The 23,252-nt window shown below is 47.1% G+C and carries 18 protein-coding genes; 6 read left to right on the top strand and 12 right to left on the bottom strand.

What is annotated here, in order from left to right; translation table 11 throughout:
- Positions 1-26: 26 nt before the first annotated feature.
- The 5 genes from PSHG_RS12885 to PSHG_RS12905 all read right to left on the bottom strand — a co-directional run bounded on the left by PSHG_RS12885 (position 27) and on the right by PSHG_RS12905 (position 5,676).
- Positions 27-1,013 carry an ABC transporter permease gene (locus tag PSHG_RS12885; RefSeq protein WP_010273400.1) on the bottom strand — a complete coding sequence of 329 codons (987 nt, stop codon included), beginning with the start codon at positions 1,011-1,013 and terminating at the stop codon, positions 27-29.
- Positions 1,000-2,508 (bottom strand): sugar ABC transporter ATP-binding protein, encoded by a 1,509-nt coding sequence (locus tag PSHG_RS12890; protein WP_010273402.1) that lies wholly within the window; start codon positions 2,506-2,508, stop codon positions 1,000-1,002. Before PSHG_RS12890 ends, PSHG_RS12885 begins: the two co-directional genes overlap by 14 nt.
- Positions 2,509-2,644: 136 nt before the next feature.
- A complete protein-coding gene (locus PSHG_RS12895) occupies positions 2,645-3,355 on the bottom strand; it encodes a GntR family transcriptional regulator (RefSeq protein ID WP_042121925.1) in 711 nt (236 codons plus the stop codon).
- 253 nt (positions 3,356-3,608) lie between these two features.
- A complete protein-coding gene (locus tag PSHG_RS12900; protein ID WP_010273411.1) occupies positions 3,609-4,685 on the bottom strand; it encodes a Gfo/Idh/MocA family protein in 1,077 nt (358 codons plus the stop codon).
- A 118-nt stretch (positions 4,686-4,803) separates the two neighbouring features.
- The gene (locus PSHG_RS12905; protein WP_010273412.1) at positions 4,804-5,676 is read right to left on the bottom strand and encodes an AraC family transcriptional regulator; all 873 of its coding nucleotides are present in this window, start codon (positions 5,674-5,676) and stop codon (positions 4,804-4,806) included.
- Positions 5,677-5,991: 315 nt separating this feature from the next.
- Here PSHG_RS12905 and melA point away from each other — a divergent pair, with 315 nt between their 5' ends.
- Positions 5,992-7,290 carry an alpha-glucosidase/alpha-galactosidase gene (melA, locus tag PSHG_RS12910; protein ID WP_010273414.1) on the top strand — a complete coding sequence of 433 codons (1,299 nt, stop codon included), beginning with the start codon at positions 5,992-5,994 and terminating at the stop codon, positions 7,288-7,290.
- Positions 7,291-7,481: 191 nt separating this feature from the next.
- Here melA and PSHG_RS12915 read toward each other — a convergent pair whose 3' ends face one another.
- The gene (locus PSHG_RS12915; protein ID WP_010273416.1) at positions 7,482-8,357 is read right to left on the bottom strand and encodes a LysM peptidoglycan-binding domain-containing protein; all 876 of its coding nucleotides are present in this window, start codon (positions 8,355-8,357) and stop codon (positions 7,482-7,484) included.
- Positions 8,358-8,703: 346 nt separating this feature from the next.
- Between PSHG_RS12915 and PSHG_RS12920 the strand changes: the two genes are divergently transcribed.
- Entirely contained in the window at positions 8,704-9,489 is a 786-nt protein-coding gene (locus tag PSHG_RS12920; protein ID WP_010273419.1) for a hypothetical protein, read from the top strand.
- Here the strand turns inward: PSHG_RS12920 and PSHG_RS12925 are convergent.
- Together PSHG_RS12925 and PSHG_RS12930 are read right to left on the bottom strand one after the other, a co-directional pair.
- On the bottom strand, positions 9,470-9,712 hold the full coding sequence (locus tag PSHG_RS12925; RefSeq protein ID WP_010273421.1) for a hypothetical protein: 243 nt from the start codon (positions 9,710-9,712) through the stop codon (positions 9,470-9,472). The two genes, PSHG_RS12920 and PSHG_RS12925, sit on opposite strands and share 20 nt — an antisense overlap.
- 75 nt (positions 9,713-9,787) lie before the next feature.
- Positions 9,788-10,900, bottom strand: a complete 1,113-nt coding sequence (locus PSHG_RS12930) for a class I SAM-dependent methyltransferase (RefSeq protein ID WP_010273424.1) — start codon at positions 10,898-10,900, stop codon at positions 9,788-9,790.
- A 208-nt stretch (positions 10,901-11,108) separates the two neighbouring features.
- Here PSHG_RS12930 and PSHG_RS12935 point away from each other — a divergent pair, with 208 nt between their 5' ends.
- Genes PSHG_RS12935 through PSHG_RS27545 form a run of 3 tightly spaced genes read left to right on the top strand, consistent with a single transcriptional unit; the run spans position 11,109 to position 15,086 of the window.
- Positions 11,109-12,230 (top strand): glycosyltransferase family 4 protein, encoded by a 1,122-nt coding sequence (locus PSHG_RS12935; RefSeq protein WP_010273426.1) that lies wholly within the window; start codon positions 11,109-11,111, stop codon positions 12,228-12,230.
- A 16-nt stretch (positions 12,231-12,246) separates the two neighbouring features.
- On the top strand, positions 12,247-12,405 hold the full coding sequence (locus PSHG_RS30555; RefSeq protein ID WP_010273427.1) for a hypothetical protein: 159 nt from the start codon (positions 12,247-12,249) through the stop codon (positions 12,403-12,405).
- On the top strand, positions 12,402-15,086 hold the full coding sequence (locus PSHG_RS27545; RefSeq protein ID WP_010273428.1) for a glycosyltransferase: 2,685 nt from the start codon (positions 12,402-12,404) through the stop codon (positions 15,084-15,086). Before PSHG_RS30555 ends, PSHG_RS27545 begins: the two co-directional genes overlap by 4 nt.
- A gap of 198 nt (positions 15,087-15,284) precedes the next feature.
- Here the strand turns inward: PSHG_RS27545 and PSHG_RS27550 are convergent, their stop codons facing one another.
- From PSHG_RS27550 to PSHG_RS12965, 3 genes are all read right to left on the bottom strand, one after another.
- Positions 15,285-16,061, bottom strand: a complete 777-nt coding sequence (locus PSHG_RS27550; protein WP_010273429.1) for an FkbM family methyltransferase — start codon at positions 16,059-16,061, stop codon at positions 15,285-15,287.
- Between the two features lie 1,737 nt (positions 16,062-17,798).
- Positions 17,799-19,466, bottom strand: a complete 1,668-nt coding sequence (locus PSHG_RS12960; RefSeq protein WP_010273431.1) for a DUF4091 domain-containing protein — start codon at positions 19,464-19,466, stop codon at positions 17,799-17,801.
- 143 nt (positions 19,467-19,609) lie between these two features.
- The gene (locus PSHG_RS12965) at positions 19,610-21,082 is read right to left on the bottom strand and encodes a class I adenylate-forming enzyme family protein (protein ID WP_010273432.1); all 1,473 of its coding nucleotides are present in this window, start codon (positions 21,080-21,082) and stop codon (positions 19,610-19,612) included.
- 250 nt (positions 21,083-21,332) lie between these two features.
- Here PSHG_RS12965 and namA point away from each other — a divergent pair, with 250 nt between their 5' ends.
- Positions 21,333-22,349, top strand: coding sequence for an NADPH dehydrogenase NamA (namA, locus tag PSHG_RS12970; protein ID WP_010273433.1), 1,017 nt, complete (start codon positions 21,333-21,335; stop codon positions 22,347-22,349).
- 174 nt (positions 22,350-22,523) lie between these two features.
- On the opposite strand, the gene PSHG_RS12975 is transcribed toward namA, so the two are convergent.
- Positions 22,524-23,201, bottom strand: a complete 678-nt coding sequence (locus tag PSHG_RS12975; protein WP_010273434.1) for a metal-dependent hydrolase — start codon at positions 23,199-23,201, stop codon at positions 22,524-22,526.
- Positions 23,202-23,252: the final 51 nt, after the last annotated feature.

Genomic DNA, 23,252 nt, shown 5'->3' on the forward strand with positions numbered 1-23,252 from the left:
TCTTGCCTCCCTTTTTAGTGATCTTGCTATTTTTTTGCTCTCTGATCCAGAATGACCGCTCCTGCTATAATCACCCCTTTAATGATTTGCTGGTAATAAGATGACACATCTAATAGGTTAAGCCCGTTATTGATGATGCCGATAATCAGAACCCCGACAATGGTTCCGGTTAATGTACCTACACCACCGAACAGGCTGGTACCTCCGATGACGACAGCGGCTATGGCGTCGAGCTCATACCCCATACCGCTGTTGGGCTGTCCCGAGCTGATCCGTGAGGCCAGCAAAATTCCAGCAAGACCGGCCAATAAGCCATTCAAAATGTAAACCGTTATTTTAGCCCGCGGCACATTTACCCCGGAAATCTTGGCTGCGTTTTCGTTGCCGCCAATCGCATACACATAACGGCCGAATTTGGTCTTCGTTAAAATGATTCCAAATATTATGCATACGCTTACAAAAATCACAACCGGGGTAGGTACAGGCCCGATATATCCCTGGCCCAAAAAGAGGAACGGCTTCGAGTCTATGCCGATCGGGCGGCCGTTTGTATAAATCAATGCCAGCCCGCGGGCGATCGTCATCATGGCCAGCGTCGCCACGAACGGCGCTACGTTCAGCTTGGCGGTCAATGTCCCGCTCACTCCAGATAATGCTCCTGAGGCCAGCATGCCAAGGACAATAGCGAGCAGTACCATATCCGGATTATTCTGCAATACGCTGGCGGCTATAACGGCGGACACCGCCATTAACGAGCCGATGGACAGATCAATACCGCCCGTCAGAATAATGAAGGTCATCCCGACTGCCAATATCCCGATGATCGAGACTTGTCGCAGCACGTTCATGATATTGTTCCAGGTCAAGAATGCATCAGATATTGAGCTTAAAATTAAAACCATAAGGAGCAAGATAATAATAATTCCATATCTTCGCATCAAGTCGGATGAGTGTTTTTTGCGCCACGCGTGAAATGAGCCTTTTGCACCCACTTCTGAACTAACTTTTGACAATGATTTCCCCTCCTAGCGCACATTCCAGTATTTCTTCTTGAGTGACCTGGTCCCTATGAAATTCACCTCTGATTTCCCCTTCGCCCATAACCAAAATCCGGTCACTCATGCCCATAATTTCCGGCAGCTCCGAGGAAACCATAACAATACACATTCCTTCCTTAGCAAATTCGGAGATTAAACGATAGATCTCTGCTTTCGCCTTTACGTCAATTCCTCTTGTCGGTTCATCCAGAATAAGCACCTTCGGCCGGCTAACCAGCCATTTTGCCAACACCACCTTCTGTTGGTTTCCTCCGCTCAGATAGGAAACCTCCTGCCCCAGCCCGCTGGCTTTTATTGAGATATCCTTCATCATTTTTTCGCATAACCTTTTCTCCTCCTCTGACCGGATAAACCCGGCTCTTGAAATGAAAGAAAGGTTCGACAGGGAAATATTTTCTTTGATCGAACGGTTAAGCATAAGTCCCTGTTCCTTGCGGTCCTCGGTTACCATGGCCAATCCATATCGGATCGCATCCATCGGATGACGAATCCGGGCTTTAACTCCATCGATCCAAATTTCTCCTTCATCCGGCCGATCCAAACCAAAAATCGCTCTCATTACTTCACTTCGTCCGGCACCCATTAGTCCTGCGATCCCAACAATTTCTCCTTGCTTGACATGAAAATGAATGTTGCGGAAGTATCCTTTGCGGCCGAGTCCTTTTACTTCCAGAACAGGTTCACCGATCACGGCTTCAGCCTTGGGAAAAATACTGGTAAGCGGTCTGCCGACCATCATCGTGATCAAACTGTCTTTGTCTAAATCTTCAATTGCTTTTGTTCCGATATACTCCCCATCTCTGAGCACCGTTACGCGATCGCACAAAGCAAAAATTTCTTCCATCCGGTGCGAAATATAGATGACCGGTACACCTTCTGCTTTAATTCTCTTAATAACTTGAAATAAGGTTTGCACCTCCTCATCCGACAGCGCGGAAGTAGGTTCATCCATAATGATCAGCCTCGCATTGTAAGAAAGCGCTTTAACAATTTCCAGCATTTGCTTTTGCGCAACATTTAACTGCTTGACCTTGTCATCTGGTTTTAAACCCAAGTTATACTCTTCAAGTAGGCGTTCCGTTTCCTTGTATAGTTTTTTGCGTTGGATGAATGGCAGATACGCGTAGCGGCTTTCTCTGCCCAAAAACAAATTTTCCGCCACGGTCATCTCCGGGAGGGGATTGAGCTCTTGGTGAATCATCGCAATCCCCATGTCCAAGGCTTCTTTCGGGCTGTTAATGGCCACCTGCTTGCCTTCAAAATAAATTTCTCCATGATCGGGTTTGACCAGCCCATTCAAAATTTTCATCAAGGTGGATTTGCCTGCGCCATTCTCACCCATTAGCGCATGTACTTCGCCGCGGTTTATCGACAGTCGAACTGAAGAAAGCGCTTTAACTCCAAAGTAAGCTTTACTGATCTCCTTCATCTCTAGTAAAGACCCGCTCATGTCTACCCCTCCTTATTACCATCCGGGAACGGAATGTCAGCGAGGACAATCCACCCGGCTGGCAGTGCTGATCTTACTGAATAGTGTGACTAAACAAGACGACCATTACAGCTGATTGGCTAAGCAAACGGCAAACTCAAAACCATGCCTGCTCATCATGCTCGATGACCCCCTCCTGAATTTGCACATATTCACTATAGGAACGATAGATATGCTTTCTCATTGTTTTCTCGGCAAATTCAGGATCGCGTGAAGCCAAAGCGTCTATTAATTCCTGATGCTGCTCCACCTCTTTGCGCTTGGTGGATTCTTTGCCAAGAATTCGGTTGACCATAGAAATTTGAAAGGAGATAGAATCATAAGTCTCGTTAAGACGGGAATGGTTAGACAATTTCATAATTGTTTGATGAATATGAAGCGATTCTTTCAATAGCGAGCCAACGGAATCGTCCTTTTCCTTCTGCTTCATGTCTTCATAAAACTGCTTTAAGCTTTCAATATCCTGCTCGGATGCATTAAAGGTGGCCAAGCGAATAGCCATGCCCTCAGTTACCGCCCGCAGAGAATAAATCTCGTACACATCCTTTAAATCAAAAGTCCTTACCATCGGACCCTTGTTAGGCACAACAATAAGAATGCCTTCACCGCACAGCTGGCGAATAGCTTCCCGAACCGGCGTCTGACTGATTCCGAGCTCCTTGGCCACCCGGGTCTCCACAATACGGTCCCCCATATTCAGCTCTCCATCCAGAATCAACTGCTTTATATGCTCCACCAAATCCTGGCTAATACTTTGCTTATCCATAAAAAATTGCTTGTTTTTCATAATGCTCATCGTTCTGCTCACCTGTCCTTTCTCCAAAATCAGTAAAGACTGACCGGTTATATCTCACCTTTCATTATGTATAATATTTAATATATTATGGATTATATATAATCTATAATATATAATCAACAAGTTTTTTATATTTTTCATCATCCCTATCTTTCAAAGCGCCTTGACAAGCAAAAAAGCCGCCAGGACAAGAGAAGTCACCTTCTCATGTCCTGACAGCTTGCTATCCATCAGGTTATCATTAAGTTCTTAACGTACGGCCAAATTAAAATGTATGGTTGGAGAATTTCGGATTCTGCTTGAAGCTTTCCTCCATGACAGCAACTTGGGTGCGCACTTCTTCCGGGGTAATCTCCAATGGTGCTCCTTCTGCAATGGCAGCATAGAGCATTTTATAATATTTTTCTCCCATCTGATCAAAGAAGCTTCCCTTATCCTGATCCAGCTCCCAGCTATCCTCATACCACTTGAGCTCTTCACTGCAATAGGTCGGTGTGCCATCTTCCTTGCTCAGAGGAGCGTCACTGACTTCATGCTGAGGAGCTTCCTCCGGCTTGAAATACTTCCACTCGAGTTGGGTCAGTGTTCCTTTAATGCCCCCATTGGTTCCTTGGATATTGTAATAGCCCTCAGGGTACACACAACAGGAGGAAATTTCCACATCTACGGTAGGTCTGCCATTTCCATGAAGAATCAGCTTTACATAATCTTCCGCATCCCCAAACGAATTGGCGTTGTCCATAATACAGGTTACATTCGGCATAATTCCGCTTCCGTAAAATTGCAGCGCCTGGTCTACAGGATGGGGTCCCGTATTCAACAAGTTGCCTCCGTTCTTGGATTGCAGGGTTTGCCAATCCCAGCGGCGGGCAAAGTTATTGTATGAAATGTTCGCCTGCACTACCCGGCCGATGATCCCGGAATCGATAATCTCGCGGATTTTTTCAAACACGGGAGAATAGCGGGATTGCTGGTAAACCGCTAACAATTTGCCTGATTTCTTGGAGGCCTCGATCAAATTGTCGACATCGCTCACTCTTCTCGCCAATGGCTTTTCGCACAGAACATGAAAGCCATTCTCCAGAATTTCCAGCGAAACTGGAACGTGCATATGGCTTGGCGTCGCGTTTACGATTAAATCCAAATCCTTTCTAGCAAACATTTCCCGGTAATCTGCGAAAGCCTCGCAGCCGAAATCAGCGATTGCTTTAGCTCTCCTTTCTTCCATTGGATCACTAACAGCGGCGATTTCATACAATTCAGGAAGTTTAGACACAAAATGAGCATGGATATTGCGACCACTTCGACCTTGACCGATAATTCCAACCTTCAGACGTTTCATGATAAACCTTCCTTCGCGTTAGAGTTAGTTTATATAAATCTCTAATGTTTACCTTATCAACCTCAAAGCTAAATGACAAGACTGATTTCGCCATCTTCATTAATAGACGATTAAAAGACTACCATCCGCCTGCATCAAACTGGCAATCATATGCCGGATCAGCTGTTAATTCCCTGTATTGGGTAGGCGAGCTGCCATACCACTTGCGAAATTGCTTGGAAAAATACAGCGCATCGGAAAAGCCTACAGATGAGGCTACCTGTTCGATGGTTAATGGCTCTTTCAGCAAAATACGGGCTCTTTCCATCCGGATTTTCAGCAAATAATGAGAAGGTGATTTGCCTGTGTATTGTTTGAATATTTTGGATAAATAGGATCGATGGTAGCCTAGCGCTTTAGCCATCATATCAATCGTGATCGGCTGGGAATACTGCAGGCTTAGCCAACGGATCGCCTGGTCGACTTGAATCTCCAGCGGATCTTTACGGCTCTGGCCAACCGGAAATACTCGGTGGTTACGGGCATACTCTGCCAGAATGAGCTTGAAAAATGCCTCCGCCTGCCAGCTGCAGCCGCTTTCTCCTTCGCGCAAGGCCTTCTCCGCCCTGCGAAACCACACTGGCATGCTAGACTGATGTCCTGCTCCTATCGGACGTACAGGTGAGAGCTGAATCTGGCTTAGCATTTGATCGACCTTGCTCCCTTTAAAGCCTATCCAGCGATAAGCCCAGGGCTCCTGTTCATCGGATACGTAACTGACTAATTCTCCGGGAAAAATGACAAATGAGCTTCCAGGAGTCAATACATATTCGGTCCCCCTGCAGCGAAAAACTCCCTTGCCTGACTGAATGTAATGAATCAAATAGTAGTCCAGCACCTGCGGCCCTACCTTGTGAAGCGGCGGGGTCTGCGCATTTCCGGCAAAAAGCACAGTCACCTCTCCTGCTTCTGGATATGGATTAACAGCGACTTCGTGAGTAGACGGTTGCATGCTGCAATTCTCTCCATTCTTTATGTGGCTGATGCTTGATACAAAAGGATATACATGTTTACCTTACCACATCGAGGCAACATTTCTCCATATAAAAGTCATATGACTCCATATGCTTTCTTTTGCCAATTCAGTATAGTAAAACTACAGGTTAGCTTAATCTATCAATGCCGGCATTTGCATAAATCCTTTGAGATGTTTATCCAACGAGAGATAGCTCAAGCTTTTTTATGTCTAGATCTTGTTGCTGCCTGTTGGAACCGGATTATGCATAATGCCCATGCACAACGCTAAAAACACGAGGAGGAACACTTTGTGGACAAAATTACGTTTTTAGGAGCAGGAAGCAGCGTATTCGCCAAAAACGTGTTGGGTGACTGTATGATGACAGAAGCCTTACAGTCCTTTGAAATCGCCTTATTTGATATTAATGAGGAAAGATTGCGGGATTCCGAGCAGATGCTGAACAACATTAAGAAGACGATCGGCAGCACCTGCGAGATTAAAAGCTACTCTGACCGCAAGGAAGCCCTTAGAGGAGCCAAATATGTCATTAATGCTATTCAGGTGGGCGGCTATGATCCTTGTACAATTACAGATTTTGAGATTCCCAAGCGGTACGGACTGCGTCAAACGATTGCGGATACTCTAGGAATTGGTGGAATCTTCCGCAACCTCCGGACGATCCCCGTTATGCTGGATTTCGCCCAGGATATGCAGGAAGTTTGTCCCGATGCCTGGTTTTTCAACTATACGAACCCGATGGCTGTGCTGACGAACGTCATGAATACTTACGGGGGAATCAAAACAGTAGGACTTTGTCACAGTGTTCAGACATGCATGCCTCATCTGTTCAAGGATCTCGGCATGGATACCGAAGGAGTACAGACCAAGATCGCGGGCATCAATCATATGGCTTGGCTGCTTGAATGTACCAAGGACGGTGTGGACCTGTATCCTGAAATAAAACGCAGAGCCAGAGAGCGGCAAAAAGAAACCCATGACGATATGGTCCGTTATGAGCTGATGTTCCGATTCGGCTATTATGTTACGGAATCTTCCGAGCATAATGCGGAATATCACCCTTACTTTATTAAGAGACAGTATCCTGAGCTCATAGAGAAGTTTAATATTCCGCTGGATGAATATCCGCGCCGCTGTATCAGACAAATTGAGCGCTGGTCCACAATGAGAGAGGAGCTTGTCAACAACCGGGAGTTAGGCCATACCCGCAGCAATGAATATGCTTCCCGAATGATGGAAGCAATGGAGACGGATGTGCCTTTCAAGATCGGCGGCAATGTCATGAACACAGGCTTGATTACCAACCTGCCTAAAGAGGCGTGCGTTGAGGTCCCCTGCTTCATTGACAGCAGCGGCGTAACCCCTACCTATGTCGGTGATTTGCCTCCGCAGCTGGCAGCCTTAAACCGCACAAACATCAACACACAGCTGCTGACCATTGAGGCGGCCATGACACGCAAGAAAGAGCATATTTATCATGCGGCTCTTCTGGACCCTCATACCGCTGCTGAACTGTCAATAGATGACATTGTCAGCCTGTGTGACGACTTGATTGAAGCCCATGGAGACTGGCTGCCCAAATTCAATTGATCACTGCAAAAATAAGTTAAACAAAACGGGGCCTTAGGGCATTGTTGTCCACTCAGGCACTTTACGAAAGCCCGAACATATCCATGCAAAGCAAAGGGGCTGTCCGGAAAGTCGGTGAAAACTGACTTTTGGACACCCCTTTTTGCTGTGCGGTAAAAACCCGATTACGGCTTATTTTTGCAAGCTATAGTCTATTCCAGAATATATACCGTTACATCCTGAATTCCAAATTTCCTTACTTCATCCGGGGTACCCGGCATGAAAATATCAATTTTATTGCCTTTAATAGCTGAACCCTGATCGGTTGCCCTGCCGATCATGCCGCCCACCGGAAGGCCGTTGCTATCGTAACCGGTCACATATAAGGTCGAATTCATCGGAATGACATTAGGATCAACAGCGATCGTTCCCAATTCTAAAGGATTTCCGAAATAGTCGATAGGTCCCCAGCCGTTTTCCTCCGGGGCATCCGAATAGGCAGTAGCCTTAGCTTCGATCACTTTGCTATAAGTAAAGGCTTGTCCTGATGCTGTCGTTACCACATTTTGTTCAGCTTGCGCAGGAGTTGGCTGCAGACTGGCAGGTGCCGGAGGCAAGGCCGCCTCTTCAGCAGCAGCTGGCAGTGCAGCCCGCGTGAAAGCGTCATTCTTCTTCTCTCTTCCTGCTTGCTCTTCTGCCGAGTTCAGGGTAAAGCCATTCGGCAATTGCAGCACAAGCCCCGGATAAAGATTCAACGGATCCTTATCCGGATTTGCGGACAGCAATTGATCGAGCGGCAAATTCCACTGATCTGCAAGCTTCCAGAATGTATCTCCTTTCTGAACAGCATATGTATTCTTTGTCGATACAGGTAAGGCAAGCATCTGTCCAGCCACCAACTGATCGGCATCCACATTCAGGTTAGCGTTAATCATCGCTTCCAAAGATATCTGATGCTTAGCGGCTATGGACCATAAACTATCGTTCTCTTGCACCTGATAGGATGCAGCGTAGGCAGGTACAGCCATTCCAACCACAGCCAAGCTAAAGGCCCCCGTTAACAACGATTTGCGCAATAGTTTTCTCATGATGCACTCCTTTACAGCCTGCAGGACTAGCATTGCCAACAAGAAGCACCCTGTATCCGACTACTACTGTATACAGGCAAACCAGAATAGTTCCGCCCCTTGTCCTCCTGCACTCCAAGATTAGTTTGTTGAAGTTTCGGCGGTTAAAGTCTAGCATATTCGAAAAACAGATGAAACGCGCAAAATATGGAAACGCGTTCATTTAGCGATTGGTTGCCCGCCGTGCTCTTGTCGTAAGAGCATTCATATACTAGCATTAGTGAGGTTTTACAGTTCAGAACAATTAAAGCCTGTGAATCTTATAAATACAAGATTACACACAGAGCCACTAAAGGAGAAATGTCCCGTGCTGCAATCTAAATTATGTAAACAGGAGGATTTTGCGACAGATTGGTTACAAAATGCTTGCCGTCAATTGAAAGAACCTTTTCAGTACCACCGGAAGTTGTGGGAATTTTGTTTCATTACTCAAGCACTGCAAGAGCGGGGGCTGCTTGCTCCTGGATCGACCGGGCTAGGTTTTGGTGTAGGCAAGGAGCCGCTCGTTTCTTACTTTGCCTCCAAAGGGTGCTATATTACGGCTACGGATCTAGATGCCAGTACCGCAGCACAGCAGGGCTGGACGCAAACCAACCAATATGCGGTCCATCTGCAGCAATTGAATGAGAGGCAGTTGTGTGATCCCGCACAGTTTTTGGAACGTGTAGGCTTTTGCCATGTGAACATGAACCATATTCCCCCGACTCTGTTTAATGCGTATAATTTCACCTGGTCCTCCTGCTCCTTTGAGCATTGCGGCTCAATTGAATTAGGCAAGCAGTTTATTTTAAACCAGATGAACTGCCTAAAACCAGGAGGAGTTGCGGTGCATACGACCGAATTCAATCTTTCATCCAATGATAAAACGATGGATGAAGGCATTACCGTTTTGTTTCGTCTGCAGGACATCGAGTGGATGGTGCAGGAATTACGCAAACAAGGTCATCACATAGAAGTGGACTATTCAGTAGGCACCCAGCCTTTCGATTCTTATGTCGACGTCCCCCCTTACAAATCTAATGTCCACTTGAGACTGCAGCTTGCTCAATATATTTCGACCTCGATCGGACTTATCATTCAGAAGAAAAATTAAGCTGCGGCCGTATTTCAAATAATTTCAAAAAATTGTATAAAAGCAGGGGCCGTCCAGAAGTCAGTGTAAACTGACTTCTGGACGGCCCCATTTCACTTCCGATTGCGCTGCGAAGGCAATTGTGTGCGGTTTTTTGCATAACATTCGCATCCGGGCCCCAGTCGGCGGCAAACGCATGCGGTTTTTCTGTGAAATAACCCCCAGCATGATAAGCCAGCGCCAACCCAATCCTCCCCACTTGCTGAACTTGCTATCATTAGGTTACAAACAGATGTTTCACATAGATGGCGTTCCCAACCTAAAATAGTTCAACCAGCAGCAATCGCGGAACCCGAACCTGACACGGGGAGGCTGAAGGCTTGAATAGACGTACCTCTACTCGTGGTTCGGTTTCTTTCACATAGAGCAGATCCCGGATCCTCTCTGACGAGTTGAGAACACGGCTCCACAGCACTTTATTGCCGGAATGAGAAGTGACTTCCAGCACCAGCGGGCCGGCCCCTCTTACTTCCAGCGTTACTTCAAAACGATAAACTTGCGGCCGCAGGGTAACATATGGACCATAAAATACAAATCCCGCTTCAGAAGCAGAAAACCAGCCCAATGCATCACTAGCTTTTTTCCAGAAAGGAGTATAGTAAAATTCCCCAATTATGACTGGAGGATAGTAACGAAGCGGAACAGATAATTGTTCGTTAGGCCGCCTCTCCCTGCCCTTCTCCAGCTGAATGACGGCAATTCCATTGGCTAGGACAAAAGGACTGCCGAAAAGGGTATCTCGCAGTTCATCCTCTTTACACTGAACCCAATACTGACGCGGAGCCGTTTCCTTAATCTCCATATCTATTTTTTTGAAAAACCAGGTTCGGATGCTTTCGCGCGGAATGCCAAATTTCGTTTGGAGAGCAGCCAGATATTTTGAACCAAACTGAATCAACCAGCCTAAATAGGTAAGCCTGCCGAATGGGACGGTAATAAACGCCAGGCCTCCCGGATTGAGCAGATCATACACTTTGGCTATAGCTTTAAGCGGTGCTTCCAGATCGCCATGCTTGGATTCGCCGTATGCCTGCTGACCGATATGCTCCATAGTTGAAATCGACAAAATAATATCGTAGGAATGGCTCACATCCATCAAATCTATGTTGATTACACCGGGCTGCTGCTCAAACTTATCAATAATATCGACCTGTCCCACCCCCGGACATTGGGCGGAGATCGGTCCATAATGGGAAAGCACATTTCCCACTTCAAGGATTCGCTTTCCTGTTGCATGCCGTTTTAAAAAATCAACTGCCAGCGGTACTTCAACAGCTCGCTCAGACCAGTTGTTGTACGGGTGGGTATTATAAAGCAAAGGCCGTTGTTCCCATAAAAACCAGCTCTGCATTCCGTAACCAAATATCCCCATTATCCCTTCAGTCCTTTGTATGAAATCGAAATTTTTCATCCATTGTATTCTTTGGAAATCTCGATGGTATGGACTAACTTCCTGGCTCAGGACAATAACCTAAATTTCCCGCAGATTAATGGAAACACCCATTGCAACGAATCGCCCGCCTCATATACTGGTTACTAATCTTAGTCCGGCTGTAAAATGGAAGGGAGTTCCTACTTATATGAAAATAACTGGTGTATATTGGATGGGCCCCGTGTTTGATATGGGGGGCTACGGTAATGTATCACGCAATTATTTGAAAGCATTGGAGTCTGCAGGAATTCCTGTCTATATCCATCCAGCGGGAACCGAGCATGCTGAAATAGGCGAGAATACGATACGCTGGATTAAGCAGCTATCGACAAAGCAGCTCGGGAATCGCGTCGCTTTCGTGAATCACGGATTGCCGCCCGGGTTTCAGAAGCCAGCCCTTGCCAACATCGTTAAACATATCGGTGTTACCCTGTTTGAGACAGACCGCCTTCCGCACGGCTGGGCTGAACGCGCTAATTACATGGATGAGATTTGGGTCCCCTCTCAATTTAATTACGAAACCTTCACTCAAAGCGGAGTTCAGGCTCACAAATTGAAAGTCATTCCCTACCCGATAGATGTAACCAAATATTATCCGGGCCGGCCATATTCACGTTATTGTTTTTCTCCTCCAGCCCGATCCTTTATGTTTCTTTATGTATTTGGCTTTGATTATCGCAAAGGCTATGATTTGCTAATCCGCGCTTTTTGTGAGGAATTTGACAAGGACGAAGAGGTGACCCTGCTGCTTAAGGTTTACTTGCACAGCGGGATCAATCGGCAGGAAGCCATTCGTGAAATCACTTCCTGCATTCCTGAAGACCGCCACCCGTCGCAAATTATTTTGATTACCGAACCTTTTACCGAACAAAACCTGATTCATTTGTATCAGACAGCTGATGCTTATGTATCTATGGATCGGGCAAGCGGCTGGGGGATGCCCGCTATGGAAATGATGGCCTTAGGGAAGCCGGTTGCCGCTATACGGTGGGGGGGCTCGTTACAGTTTATGAATGACCACAACAGCTTTCTCATTGATACAGACAATAGGCTTGAACCCGTAAATGCAAAATTGCAAGCCGCCAGACCTCAGCTATACGGCCAGCATCAATGGGCAGCCGTTCCTGTTCATGCTGTTAGAAAAGTTCTGCGGGAGATGGTACAAAATCAGGCTAAACGCAACCGGGTAGCTCGCAAGGCGGCCGCCGATATTCATTTAAACTACTCTCCCCAGGCCATAGGCATTCATATCCGCAAAATGCTAAGTTGAAGAGGGGGATAAGGTAATGAATATAGCTTTTGATATGTCCTTTACTAAAGGAGTGTCATTAACGCGGGGAATCGGTCGTTACAACAAGCAATTAATTGAATCACTCAGCCAATTAAGCGATGCCCATTCTTTTTTTATTTCTACCCTGATACAAGTTCGGATGCCATTCCTTTGAAAATTCAAATTCAGAGGTTTATTGAACAGAATGAAATCGATCTTTTCCATATTCTTAGTCCGTTTGAAAGTTTCAACCAGCTGCCTTCCCATCGGGAAATGATGAACCGTGAGTATTTCGGCAGCATTAGATTAGCGGTAACCTTATATGATGTCATCCCATTGCTGTTTGCAAAAGAGTACTTGCGGCATCCGGATGTTAATGCTCAATATATGCAGATTTTAAACTTTATCCGTTCTTGTGACATTATCTTTGCTATCTCTGAAGCAACTAAGCAGGATGCCGTTCGTGCAGCCGGGATACCAGCGGAAAAAATCCATGTCATCATGGCCGGGATCGACCCTCGTTTCAAACCGGACCGCACCACCCGAGCCAAAGCATCCCTACAGCGATTCGGAATTCATAAGCCATATGTTATGTGTACAGGAGGAATGGATTTTCGCAAAAATACAGAACGATTGCTGGAGGGCTTTGCTCTCGCCAATGCCCAGCTGCAGTCCGGGTATCATCTGGTGCTTTGCTGTAACGTAACGGATGCCGACCGGGAACACCTAACCTCATTGTCACACCAATTAGGGATTGGCAGTGATTTAATTCTAACAGGATATGTACCGGATGAAGACCTGCTCAGCTTGTATCAAGGCGCTGATTTATTTGTTTTTCCTTCCCTGTATGAAGGCTTTGGTCTCCCTGTTGCCGAAGCAATGGCATGTGGAGTCCCCGTAGTGACATCCAACAATTCTTCCCTGGCTGAGATAGCCGGTGAAGCAGCAGTTCTGGTCAACCCTTATCAGTCACATGATATTGCCAGAGGAATCACCAGCATCCTCCTCGATTCCCATCTCCAGTCTAAGTTAGTTCATAGCGGAATTAAACAGGCTGAGAGCTTCCGCTGGGAATATGTGGGGCGGAAAGCGATTGCCGGATATGAAAGAATATATCGTAAAAAAATCGCAATTTTCTCCCCGCTCCCTCCGGTAAAATCAGGAATCTCCGACTACCAGATTAGGATATTGCCGGCCTTGGCTGAAAAATATGAATGTGATTTTTTTATAGACGACGGCTATACCCCTGATGTCGATACAACGATCCAAGGCATTCAATCGTATCGTCATTATCAATTTCCCGCCAAAGCCAATGGCTACGATGCTGTTATTTATCAAATGGGAAATAGCGGCTATCATCTTTACATGGTTCCTTATCTTCATAAATATCCGGGAATTGTTATCCTCCACGACTTGAATCTGCACGGGATGACCATTTCATGGACACTGGCACTTAATGATAAAGAAACGTACTACCAAGTCATGAAAGCCAATCTCGGGCCGAAAGCGAGGGAGATTGTAACCCGTGTAATCGATGGTTCGATACAACGGCCACATGAACATATTATTCTTAATAAATATTACCTGGCTTCCGCCCATGCTGTACTTGTCCACAACCGATACGGACAGAGCCAGCTATCCGATCTTAAATCGGTATCTCTTGCCCGGCTCCCAATTAATCTTCCGGAGGCAGACGCAGACAGAACGTTCACGTCTTCCAAGAGCCATTTTATATTTGCTAGCTTTGGCTATTTGCCTCCACACAAGCACATCGATGCCGTAATCCGTGCACTGGGCATGATGATCGAGCAGGGAGTTAAAGACGCGCATTATTTTGTAGTAGGGCAAGTGGACGCGGAGTACAAGGCCGAGCTGGAAACGATCATTCGGCAGTTAAAGCTCAAGCCCTATGTGCATTTCACAGGCAGGCTAGAAGCAGACCAGTATGAGAGATATCTTCAGCTGGCGGATGTGGCTATTAACTTGCGCTATCCAACATACGGGGAATCCTCAGCTTCTCTGCTGGATACTTTAGCTCATGGAGTCCCGACCATTGTCTCCGATATCGGTTCGTTCAGTGAATTCCCCGATCAGGTTGTGCGTAAAATCCCCCCCGATCCGTCCAAAGGCACAGCATTATTTGAAGCAATGAACAGTCTTTACCGCAATGATGACCTGCTCGCTGAAATGTCTCAACAGGCAAAAGCTTATATACAAGCTAACCATTCCATTGAAGCCTATGTCAATAAGCTTTCCTCGATAATAGACGCTTTGCCTAACCGAAGATCCAATCCCGGACACTCCACAATCTTATGGGATAAAAATGATCGTTATTATCAAGAAAAGACCCCTGATCCTACGGAGACTCCAGAACCTGCTCCTGTACAGCATCAGGCAGAGCCTGCTCCTCTGCCTGTGCATCAAGCAGAATCAGCACCTGATGCCGCCGCCGACATGGCTGAAGCTGCTGTGTCATCTGAAGCCGGAAATCCGCGTTCTCTGGAGCTGCATCCAGCCAGGCTGAGGACACGCAAAGGCAGACGCCGGGGGGCTACCTACGCCGCCTTCCAACTGGGAGATCTGAGTCCGCAAGCTGTACAGCAGGCCATATTGCACATCCCTGTCAGCCGAAAAAAGGGAACCCTGCAAATTAACCGGATACGCAGGCGCTGGAGGCGGACGGGACGGCCTATCTCCTATCGCCATCCTGTTTTCTCCCGTAAAGTAAGTGGCCCTCTACTGGTCGAATATGACTGCACCGCGATCGTCCAGTATTGGCTCCAGCATCCCGAGCGGAATCATGGTCTGCGCTTTACCGGAATTACCCGGCCCGTACTAAAAATCCAGCTTCATTAAAAGCGGTAACTTTTCATGCCAATCAGAAAGCGGTTTTCGGATATCGAAAACTTACATTCTGATGTGGGAAAAGAGCCGCGCCCCATTTGTTAGACACGTCTAACAAAGGAGGTGCGGCTCACTTGCTCTTGGCGGCTTTATTAGTTATAGAGTCTTCCCGGGAAAACTGGCGATGATTAAGTGCATTTATGCAAGGAACTAGCGTGGAGTATACGTACATAATAAATCTCCCAGCACAGTAGGCTTAATAAGAGCAAGCAATTGCGAATAGCATGTTACCGCCACTAATTTACTATCGAATCCGATATAATATATATACGGATATAATGATGTCAAAAGTTTATAAAGATAAAAGGGATTTTCTCCAAAGTAAACTTTAACTGTTGCCGGGTTAAACTCTATCACAAGGTCGGGCTTGAAACTTTTAATCGTGTTTCGAGCTCCCCGAAGAGCATGAATCTCGGCACCTTCTACATCCATTTTTATCAAATCAAGGGAAGACAGCTTTCTCTGTTTCACCCAATCATCAATCTTTATACAGGTTACTTTTTGATTGGGCGTTCCTTGCTGTGTGCCATTAGAAACAAATGACCACCCCCCACCTGCTTCGATATCATAGAACTGCATCTCTTTATTGACGTCATAAGCTCCCAAGTGAAGAGCCTCCACGTTATGGCAGGCATTAAACAACAGATTTTGTTCCAAGTACATAAAGTTTACAGGCGAAGGCTCAAAGCTGTATACCTTTCCCGAAGGTGCCAAGTGGCTCATCACCATGGAAATAGTCCCGATATTGGCTCCGATATCCATACATACACTGTCGGGCTTAATGATAGAATGCAATAAATTCATGACATGAGGCTCATATAGCCCCCCAGATAATTCTATCCCCCCAATAATACTCATGTCTGATTCGCTTCCTCGAACCAAGAAAAACTTTTTGTCAAAGGGAGTTTTCAGAACTACCATTTTCATCCAATCCCCCCTTTCTCTTGAAATGAAGAGTGCTTGGAATCTAGTCTAGCAGCAATTCTCGTCCTACTGGTATAGAATATTCCAGGCCAGAGCTAAAAGTTCCCCCAATTGTTGCGGATTATACGGCTTCCGGACTCCAATTAAAATGTGATCGGACAATTCTCATATAAGTTGATAGTCAAAATAGATATAGGGCTCACTCTAATAATTAGAGGTTGACAGTATAAGATAGCAGAAGCGGGGGGGAAGAGGGAGTCCAAGCTTTCCGAAGGAAAGCAGCTTCGGGAGCGTGGAAGCGTTCGCCTTTGCCACCGGATTTCAACCGCTGAGGCGGCTATGATTAAGAAATCTGGGGTCAATGCTTTCTGGAAGAAAGCGTACTTCGGGAGCATATGCTAACAGCGATCGGAGGTCCCCTCATTCCCCGTTGTGATTTCCTCCTTTGTTGTCAACCACTAGTTTATGTTTTGAGCCAGATATAGATTACATCACTCTATTATTGGTTTCGCGAATTGGCAAGAGATATAGCAGATGAAATCAAGCTTTAAAGCGAACATTCCGTTTCCCCGGTCCCTCATTCCCTCCGTTCCTTCATGGACAGCCACTTCAGAGTTTCGCCGGCCCGTTCCACGACAGTTCCAACCCATAGCTTCGCTTGTTATACGAGGTCTACCGCCCCTACCAGCTCAAACATGGTCTTTTGGACGTCGTGAGAGAACAGCGAATGTATGCGGAAAACCGCATACATTCGCTGTAGTTTTTGTGTCGGGGCCATTGCCCCTAAAACCGCAACGTTCTCCCGGATACCCCCATCGTAAAACGCCACAAAAAAAGGCCAGCCAGTAATTACTGGCTAACCTGATGATATGAAAAGCCACATTTCTTGATAAATTAGAAGTTACCACACAACCATTTTAAAGAAGGACGGTTTTAATGCATAATCTAACAGCTGCACACGACTGCCGCGAGTCCATTTGTACGATGCTTCTGTGAAAATAAAACGCCCCACATGATGAGCAATCTCGGGTAATCGTACCTCAATCACATAACTTGTACGAAATTTCGTCTAGACACTGGCTGCAGTTCCTTAATAGCTTAATGCCCTTTCATTTGTACGATTTGTCATACAAATCTCGGGTAATCGCCCTTCCATCCCCTGCGTTTGTACGATTTGTCATACAAATCTTGGGTAATTGCCCTTCAATCCCCTGTATTTTGTACGACGTTTCATACAAATCTCCGGTATTCGCACTTCAACCCCGTGCATTTGTACGACATTTCGTACAAAATGCAGGAAACAAACCCGTGAACCCCGCCAACCTAGGCTATTTTCATGCCGGAGTTGTGCCAGAACTGGAGAAAACATGATTGTTTTCATACAACTAAAGGCATTTTCCGTTCATTTTTGGTGAGTTTGTACGATTCTTCATACAAATTTCCATACTTTCCATATTCCCAGCATCATTTTGTATGATGTTTCGATGTTTCGTATAACTTCCCGCAATTCTGCGTACTTTCCAAGTTCTTTGTATGACGTTTCGTACAAATTCCCTGCTGATTTTTGCTGGAGTTGTTCGGCCTGAGATTTCAATAGCATCTGAAGATGCATATCCCCGCGCACCATGTGGGCCCGTGTCATTGACGGAGCATATTTATCATAAAAGCCTGGGCATCGCGTGAATTCGATTTCATTATAAACGGTAATAACACCTAGACGGCATAAGCGATTCGATCGGTCTAAGAACTGGCTGCCAATGATTTTAGCTTGTGATTAAGCTCTTCCCGTTTTGTCAGCAGCCATTCATCACTTCGCGGGTATTGTTTGAAGGTAATCTCTTCGTCCAGCCCTTCCTCCAGCCAAAGCAATACCTGGTCTCTGCCAATATAACTTTCCAGCTTTTCTAAAGCCCGCAGATCCTGGAACGCGTCATAAAAAACTTTCAAACGAAGAGAGAGCACGGCTTCTCCATTGCTGCCGGGATAGACGACAAACGGGTCTCCTGACGGAAACGCATAGTTGGCATCCGTTTGCTGGTAAGGATTGATTGGCCGAATGGAATACTGCGAGTACCAGAAATTATAGCCCCAATGAAGGAATCCTCTGATCTGGAATTTATAAAGCTGGAAGCCTAATATACGGTTTCTCCAGGAAGGCATATCGATAAACCGGTTTGACACCTCTTCATACTGGGAGCAGCAGTAATACGTCCATAAGTCAGGCACTTGATTCTCGATAAACGGTTCAATATGATTGCTCGCCGGAATCGGTGTCTGCACGTAGCCCTGTTCATAAAAATCGTAGTCTGATAAGGCATCAATAATCGGAAAGCCCTCTAAATGCGCCTTTAGCCTGTCACTTGCCTGCTTGTAGTTCGGCAGATGCTCCTTGTGCGGCTCATCGGATACATGAAAGAAGCTTCTTTGTTCCAAGTCGCGGCTGCGGATAAAAGCGACCAGCTCGGGCAGAAACTGATTTAAAAAGTTCCCGTACTCTTCCCCGCCTGCATCTGTTGACCAGCCGAATATTTGCTGCTCTCCCTGCTCAGTTTGAGCTATAATTTTCGGCGCATGCTTGACCCCCCATTGGGTAAACAAGTGGGAAAACTCAAAATACTGGATGCCAAGCCCGCTGCACATTTGAACCCATCTTTCCAGCTTAGTAAAATCAAATTCGTAGGCAGTCCCATTCCTTTTCACACCTACTAATTGCACGGTTGGGCGCTCCCCTCCAACCGCTGTGTCCAAAGGTGGAGTAAATAAAGGCGTAAGCACCATATTCATGCCGTGTTGGACAGCCGTACGTAAAAACGTCTCAATGAGAGTCCAGTGCTCTTCACTGAAAACTTCTACATTATAATATGTAGCCAGGCAATCACTATGGAACCAGTTCGTATAGATCAACTGCTGCGGCGGCAGACTCTCGCCAACAACCTCCAGCTCGAACGTTTCTTCAGCCAGCTGGTCTCCGCTTGCAGTTTCGAATATAACGCGAATTGGATAGAGCCCTGGCTGCGAATTTCCTTGGAGGTTAACTGTCACCCAAATAGAGCGCCACTGATTCGGCAGAAGCGCAAGTCCCTCCTCTTCCGAAAGCGAATACAACGGGTCCGGATATAAGCCGGCGGTTCCACGGATGACGTGCTCATCGTGATTGGCATAAGCAGCCAGCTCCACCGGCACCAAACCGACCTGCGACAGCTCAATAGAAGCCTCCAGCGGTGAAATTACCTTTACACGAATGCCCTTGGTCAACCGGTCCGCCCGGTAGGCCATTTGATAGCTGTAGCTTTCGTTAGCTAACGCGGAGCCTTTCTTATAGGGTGAAGCCTTTAATTCCTCGTCTGCAAAAACTTTAGCCAGTGAACTTATGCTGCGTGTTTCCAGCGTAACCATCTCTTCTGCCATAAGGTTGTCCTCCTCAATCTTAGTCAACCCTAATGCTATCAATAATGGATCAAACTGCCAAGTAGTTTTTTGCGTTGAGCCGAACCTTCCTTACAGGTGTCAAAGCCCGCCATATCAAGACATCAATCGGCCAGCAACTATTATTAAGGCGTTTCCTTATCCTGCAGCAATTGTTGACGGAGCTTTTCCTTATCAGGCTTTCCGTTTCTTGTTTTGGGCAGTTCCTCTACAGCAATGAATGATCTCGGCCTTTTGTAAGGGGGGAGCTCAACTGTACATCGTTTGCGAACAGAGCTCAGCTGCCCCTGCTCCTTCAGCACAAGACATGCGCCAATAATCTCCCCTCGTTTTTCATCCGGCAGTGCAACCACCGCAGCATCGACAACCTCCGGCATCTGGCACAATACTGCTTCAAGCTCGGCAGTGGATACGAGACTCCCGCCAGACTTCACAATATCCCGATCCCGACCGATAAGCCGGACCATTTTCTCTCCGGTCCAATAGCCCAGATCATGCGAGGTCACCCACTCCCCTTTGAATCCGGAAGCGGTTAAGGAAGCTTCCCCCATATAGCCTTCAAACGACTGTGGACTGCGAACATATAACTTGCCGCATGGCATCGAATCGCCTGGGATGCCATGAGCTTCTTCCTGAAAAAAAGTGATCTCTACCCCCGGAAACGGTTCGCCTACAGAGTCCGGAAATCGGCTGGCAGTCTCAGGCTTCAGCACCGACACGCAGCCCATCTCTGAGGAGCCATAATACTCATAGATACGGGTGTTAGGATTCAATCGGGAGACCCGGGCTCTTAACACTTGTGAAAGCTTATTGCCCACCGAGATGATTCTTTCCGGCAGAGATGAAGCATCCCCTTTTCCTGATTCGATATAGTTGCACAGCGAGCTCAGGGCAGCAGGTGTGATATGAAGTGAAGTGCCCCGGGCATAAAGCAATACTCTTGGTGAGAAAGAAGCCAGAGTAACCGCCTCGCCTCCTGTACATAGTGCATGCACGAGCGGAAACAACTGAGCGGAGTAGGATAAGGACAAGGGCGCCACTACCCGTTCTTGCAGACTCAAGTCAAACGCATATCGCCAATCGTCCATAATCCTGGTCCAGGAGCTATGCGATTTCACATAAGCTTTTGGCGCTCCCGTTGAACCTGAGGTAAGACCAATCAGCAGCAGCTCATTCAGCTGGCCGACGGTCCTCATGGGAAACGCCTGCCGCATGGTCCGCTTCCCCAGCGCGACCAGCTCAGGCTGGTCGCTCCTGTACGAGGCCTCATCCCGCTCTGCCGGTAATCGCAGTATCCAATCGGGCTGAACCGTCTTGAACAAACGGGCCAGCTCTTGCTGTGTCGATTCCGCATGAAGCGGCAGTGCAATGGCTCCGCAGGCCGAAACAGCCAGCAGATCACGCAGCCATAACCGGCTGTTCTCTTGCAGCAAAGCGATAATGTTTCCTTCTGTAACGCCCGCATCAATAAGCTGCTCCGTACGCTTATGAACCTCGCCCGCCAGTGTTTCATACGTCCACCTTTCCCGTTCGTCCTGTACGGCCCAACGGCCCGGCGTTTTATAGGCTTGTTCCAAAAACAACTGATGTATTTTCACAAAAATACTCCTTTAGTTCAGTTCTTAAAAAGGCCATGGTCATTCAATATGTTACAAGCTCCAGATGCTTCAGACTAGCCGATGCTTCAAACTAGCAGTGGTTGTACGGTTTATTTGACTGCAGGTCGTTACCTCTAACGATGAACCGAAGCAGCCACCGGGCTCGCTTTTATAAACATAGGATTAGGTGTATGATAAGAAACATGGATCAATCATTGGCGCATTAGACATAACTGAAAGGAAGATGGGTATGAGCCAGTTGTTTTCACCGTTAACAATACGCGGCATGACCTTGAAAAACCGGATTGTCATGTCACCTATGTGTATGTATTCGTGCAGCCGCAAAGACGGGATTGCCATGGATTGGCACCGGATTCATTATGCCAGCCGGGCAGCAGGTCAAACGGCTTTAATAATGCTGGAGGCTACTGCTGTAACCCCTGAAGGAAGAATATCCGACCAGGATCTGGGCATTTGGAGCGATGAGCACGTACCGCATCTGCAGGAGCTTACCAAAGCTATCCACGAGCAGGGCAGTCACGCAGCTATTCAGCTTGCGCATGCCGGCCGCAAGATGGGCGTTGATGGCCCGATGTGGGCGCCTTCAGCCATTGCCTATAACGAGAACATGAAGGTTCCTCAAGAAATGTCCATTGAACAAATCCAGCAAACCGTCAAGGCTTTCACAGACGGGGCGCGCCGTGCGATTGCTGCCGGTTTCGATTGTCTGGAGATTCATGCAGCGCACGGTTATCTGATTAATGAGTTTTTATCCCCGTTGTCCAATCTCCGCCAGGATGAATACGGCGGCGGCCGCGACCGTCGTTACCGCTTCCTCCAGGAAATAATTGAGGGGATCCGTACAATTTGGAGCGGGCCTCTCTTTGTGCGAATTTCAGCCAGCGACTATCATCCGGAAGGAAATACGATAGAGGATTATGTGTATTATGCCAAGATGATGAAACAGGACGGAATCGATCTTATCGACTGCAGTTCCGGAGCCGTAGTTCCCGCTGCCATTACTCCTTATCCCGGATATCAGGTTCCCTTTGCTGATACGATCCGCCGCGAGTCCGAAATCGCAACAGGAGCGGTAGGGCTGATCACATCAGGCGTACAGGCTGAGGAAATCATCAGCAACGGACGCGCTGATCTCGTGTTTATAGGTCGTGCCTTACTAAGGGATCCTTATTGGGCACGTACAGCCGCCACCGACCTAAAAGCTCCGCTGCAGCCACCGAAAGCATATGAGCGGGGCTGGACTTGAGTAAAATCAATCGCATGACAAGCCTACATTCGATAGCTACACCACAAGGGGCGGAATACGCAAATAAAGGATAAGTCCTGTAATGAGAAAAACCGGGTCGTTGCCGGCTTGTGCTTGTTCAAGCCTTCTCAACGCCCGGTTATTGGTTTGGTTATTACAGGTTTGAGCCGGCGGCTATACCTCTATGCTGTCTCCTGCGGCCAATACGCGGCCAGACAGCCCTTGCTCCTCCAGCCGGGAAACATACTGGTACGGGTCCTGCTTGATGACCGGGAATGTATTATAGTGTATCGGAAGCACCTGCTTGGCGTTAATCCACTTCGCTGCAACTATGGCGTCTTCCGGGCCCATCGTATAGTTGTCGCCAATAGGTAAAGCTGCCAAATCTATCGAGTGAAGCTCGCCGATGACTTTCATATCACCGAACAGAGCGGTATCGCCCGCATGATACAGCGTCTTTCCTCCCATTGTTAGCAATATCCCGGCAGGCTGTCCCGCATATTGCCCGTCCTCCCCGACAGATGAGCTGTGGAAGGCTAAGGTGAATTTAGCGGTAAAGCCGTCAAAGTTGTAAGAGCCGCCTGTGTTCATAGGATGGGTTTTGGCGCCCTGCTTTTCCAGATAAGCTGCCAGCTCAACGATCGTGATGATCGGGCAATCTTTCTGTTTGGCAATCTCGAGAGCATCTCCTACGTGGTCTCCATGACCATGAGTTAATAGAACCGCATCGACCTTCACCTGCTCCGGCTTAATTCCCGAACCGGGGTTGCCGCTTAAGAAAGGATCGATAATTACCCGTTTCCCATCATTCTCCACCAGTAAACAGGAATGTCCATAATAAGTCACTTTCATAGTCTTATTGTTCCTCCCTATTTTAGTTTAGACAACGGATCAGCCAGAAAA

It is taken from the genome of Paenibacillus senegalensis JC66 (assembly GCF_000285515.1).
Taxonomy (GTDB): domain Bacteria; phylum Bacillota; class Bacilli; order Paenibacillales; family NBRC-103111; genus Paenibacillus_L; species Paenibacillus_L senegalensis.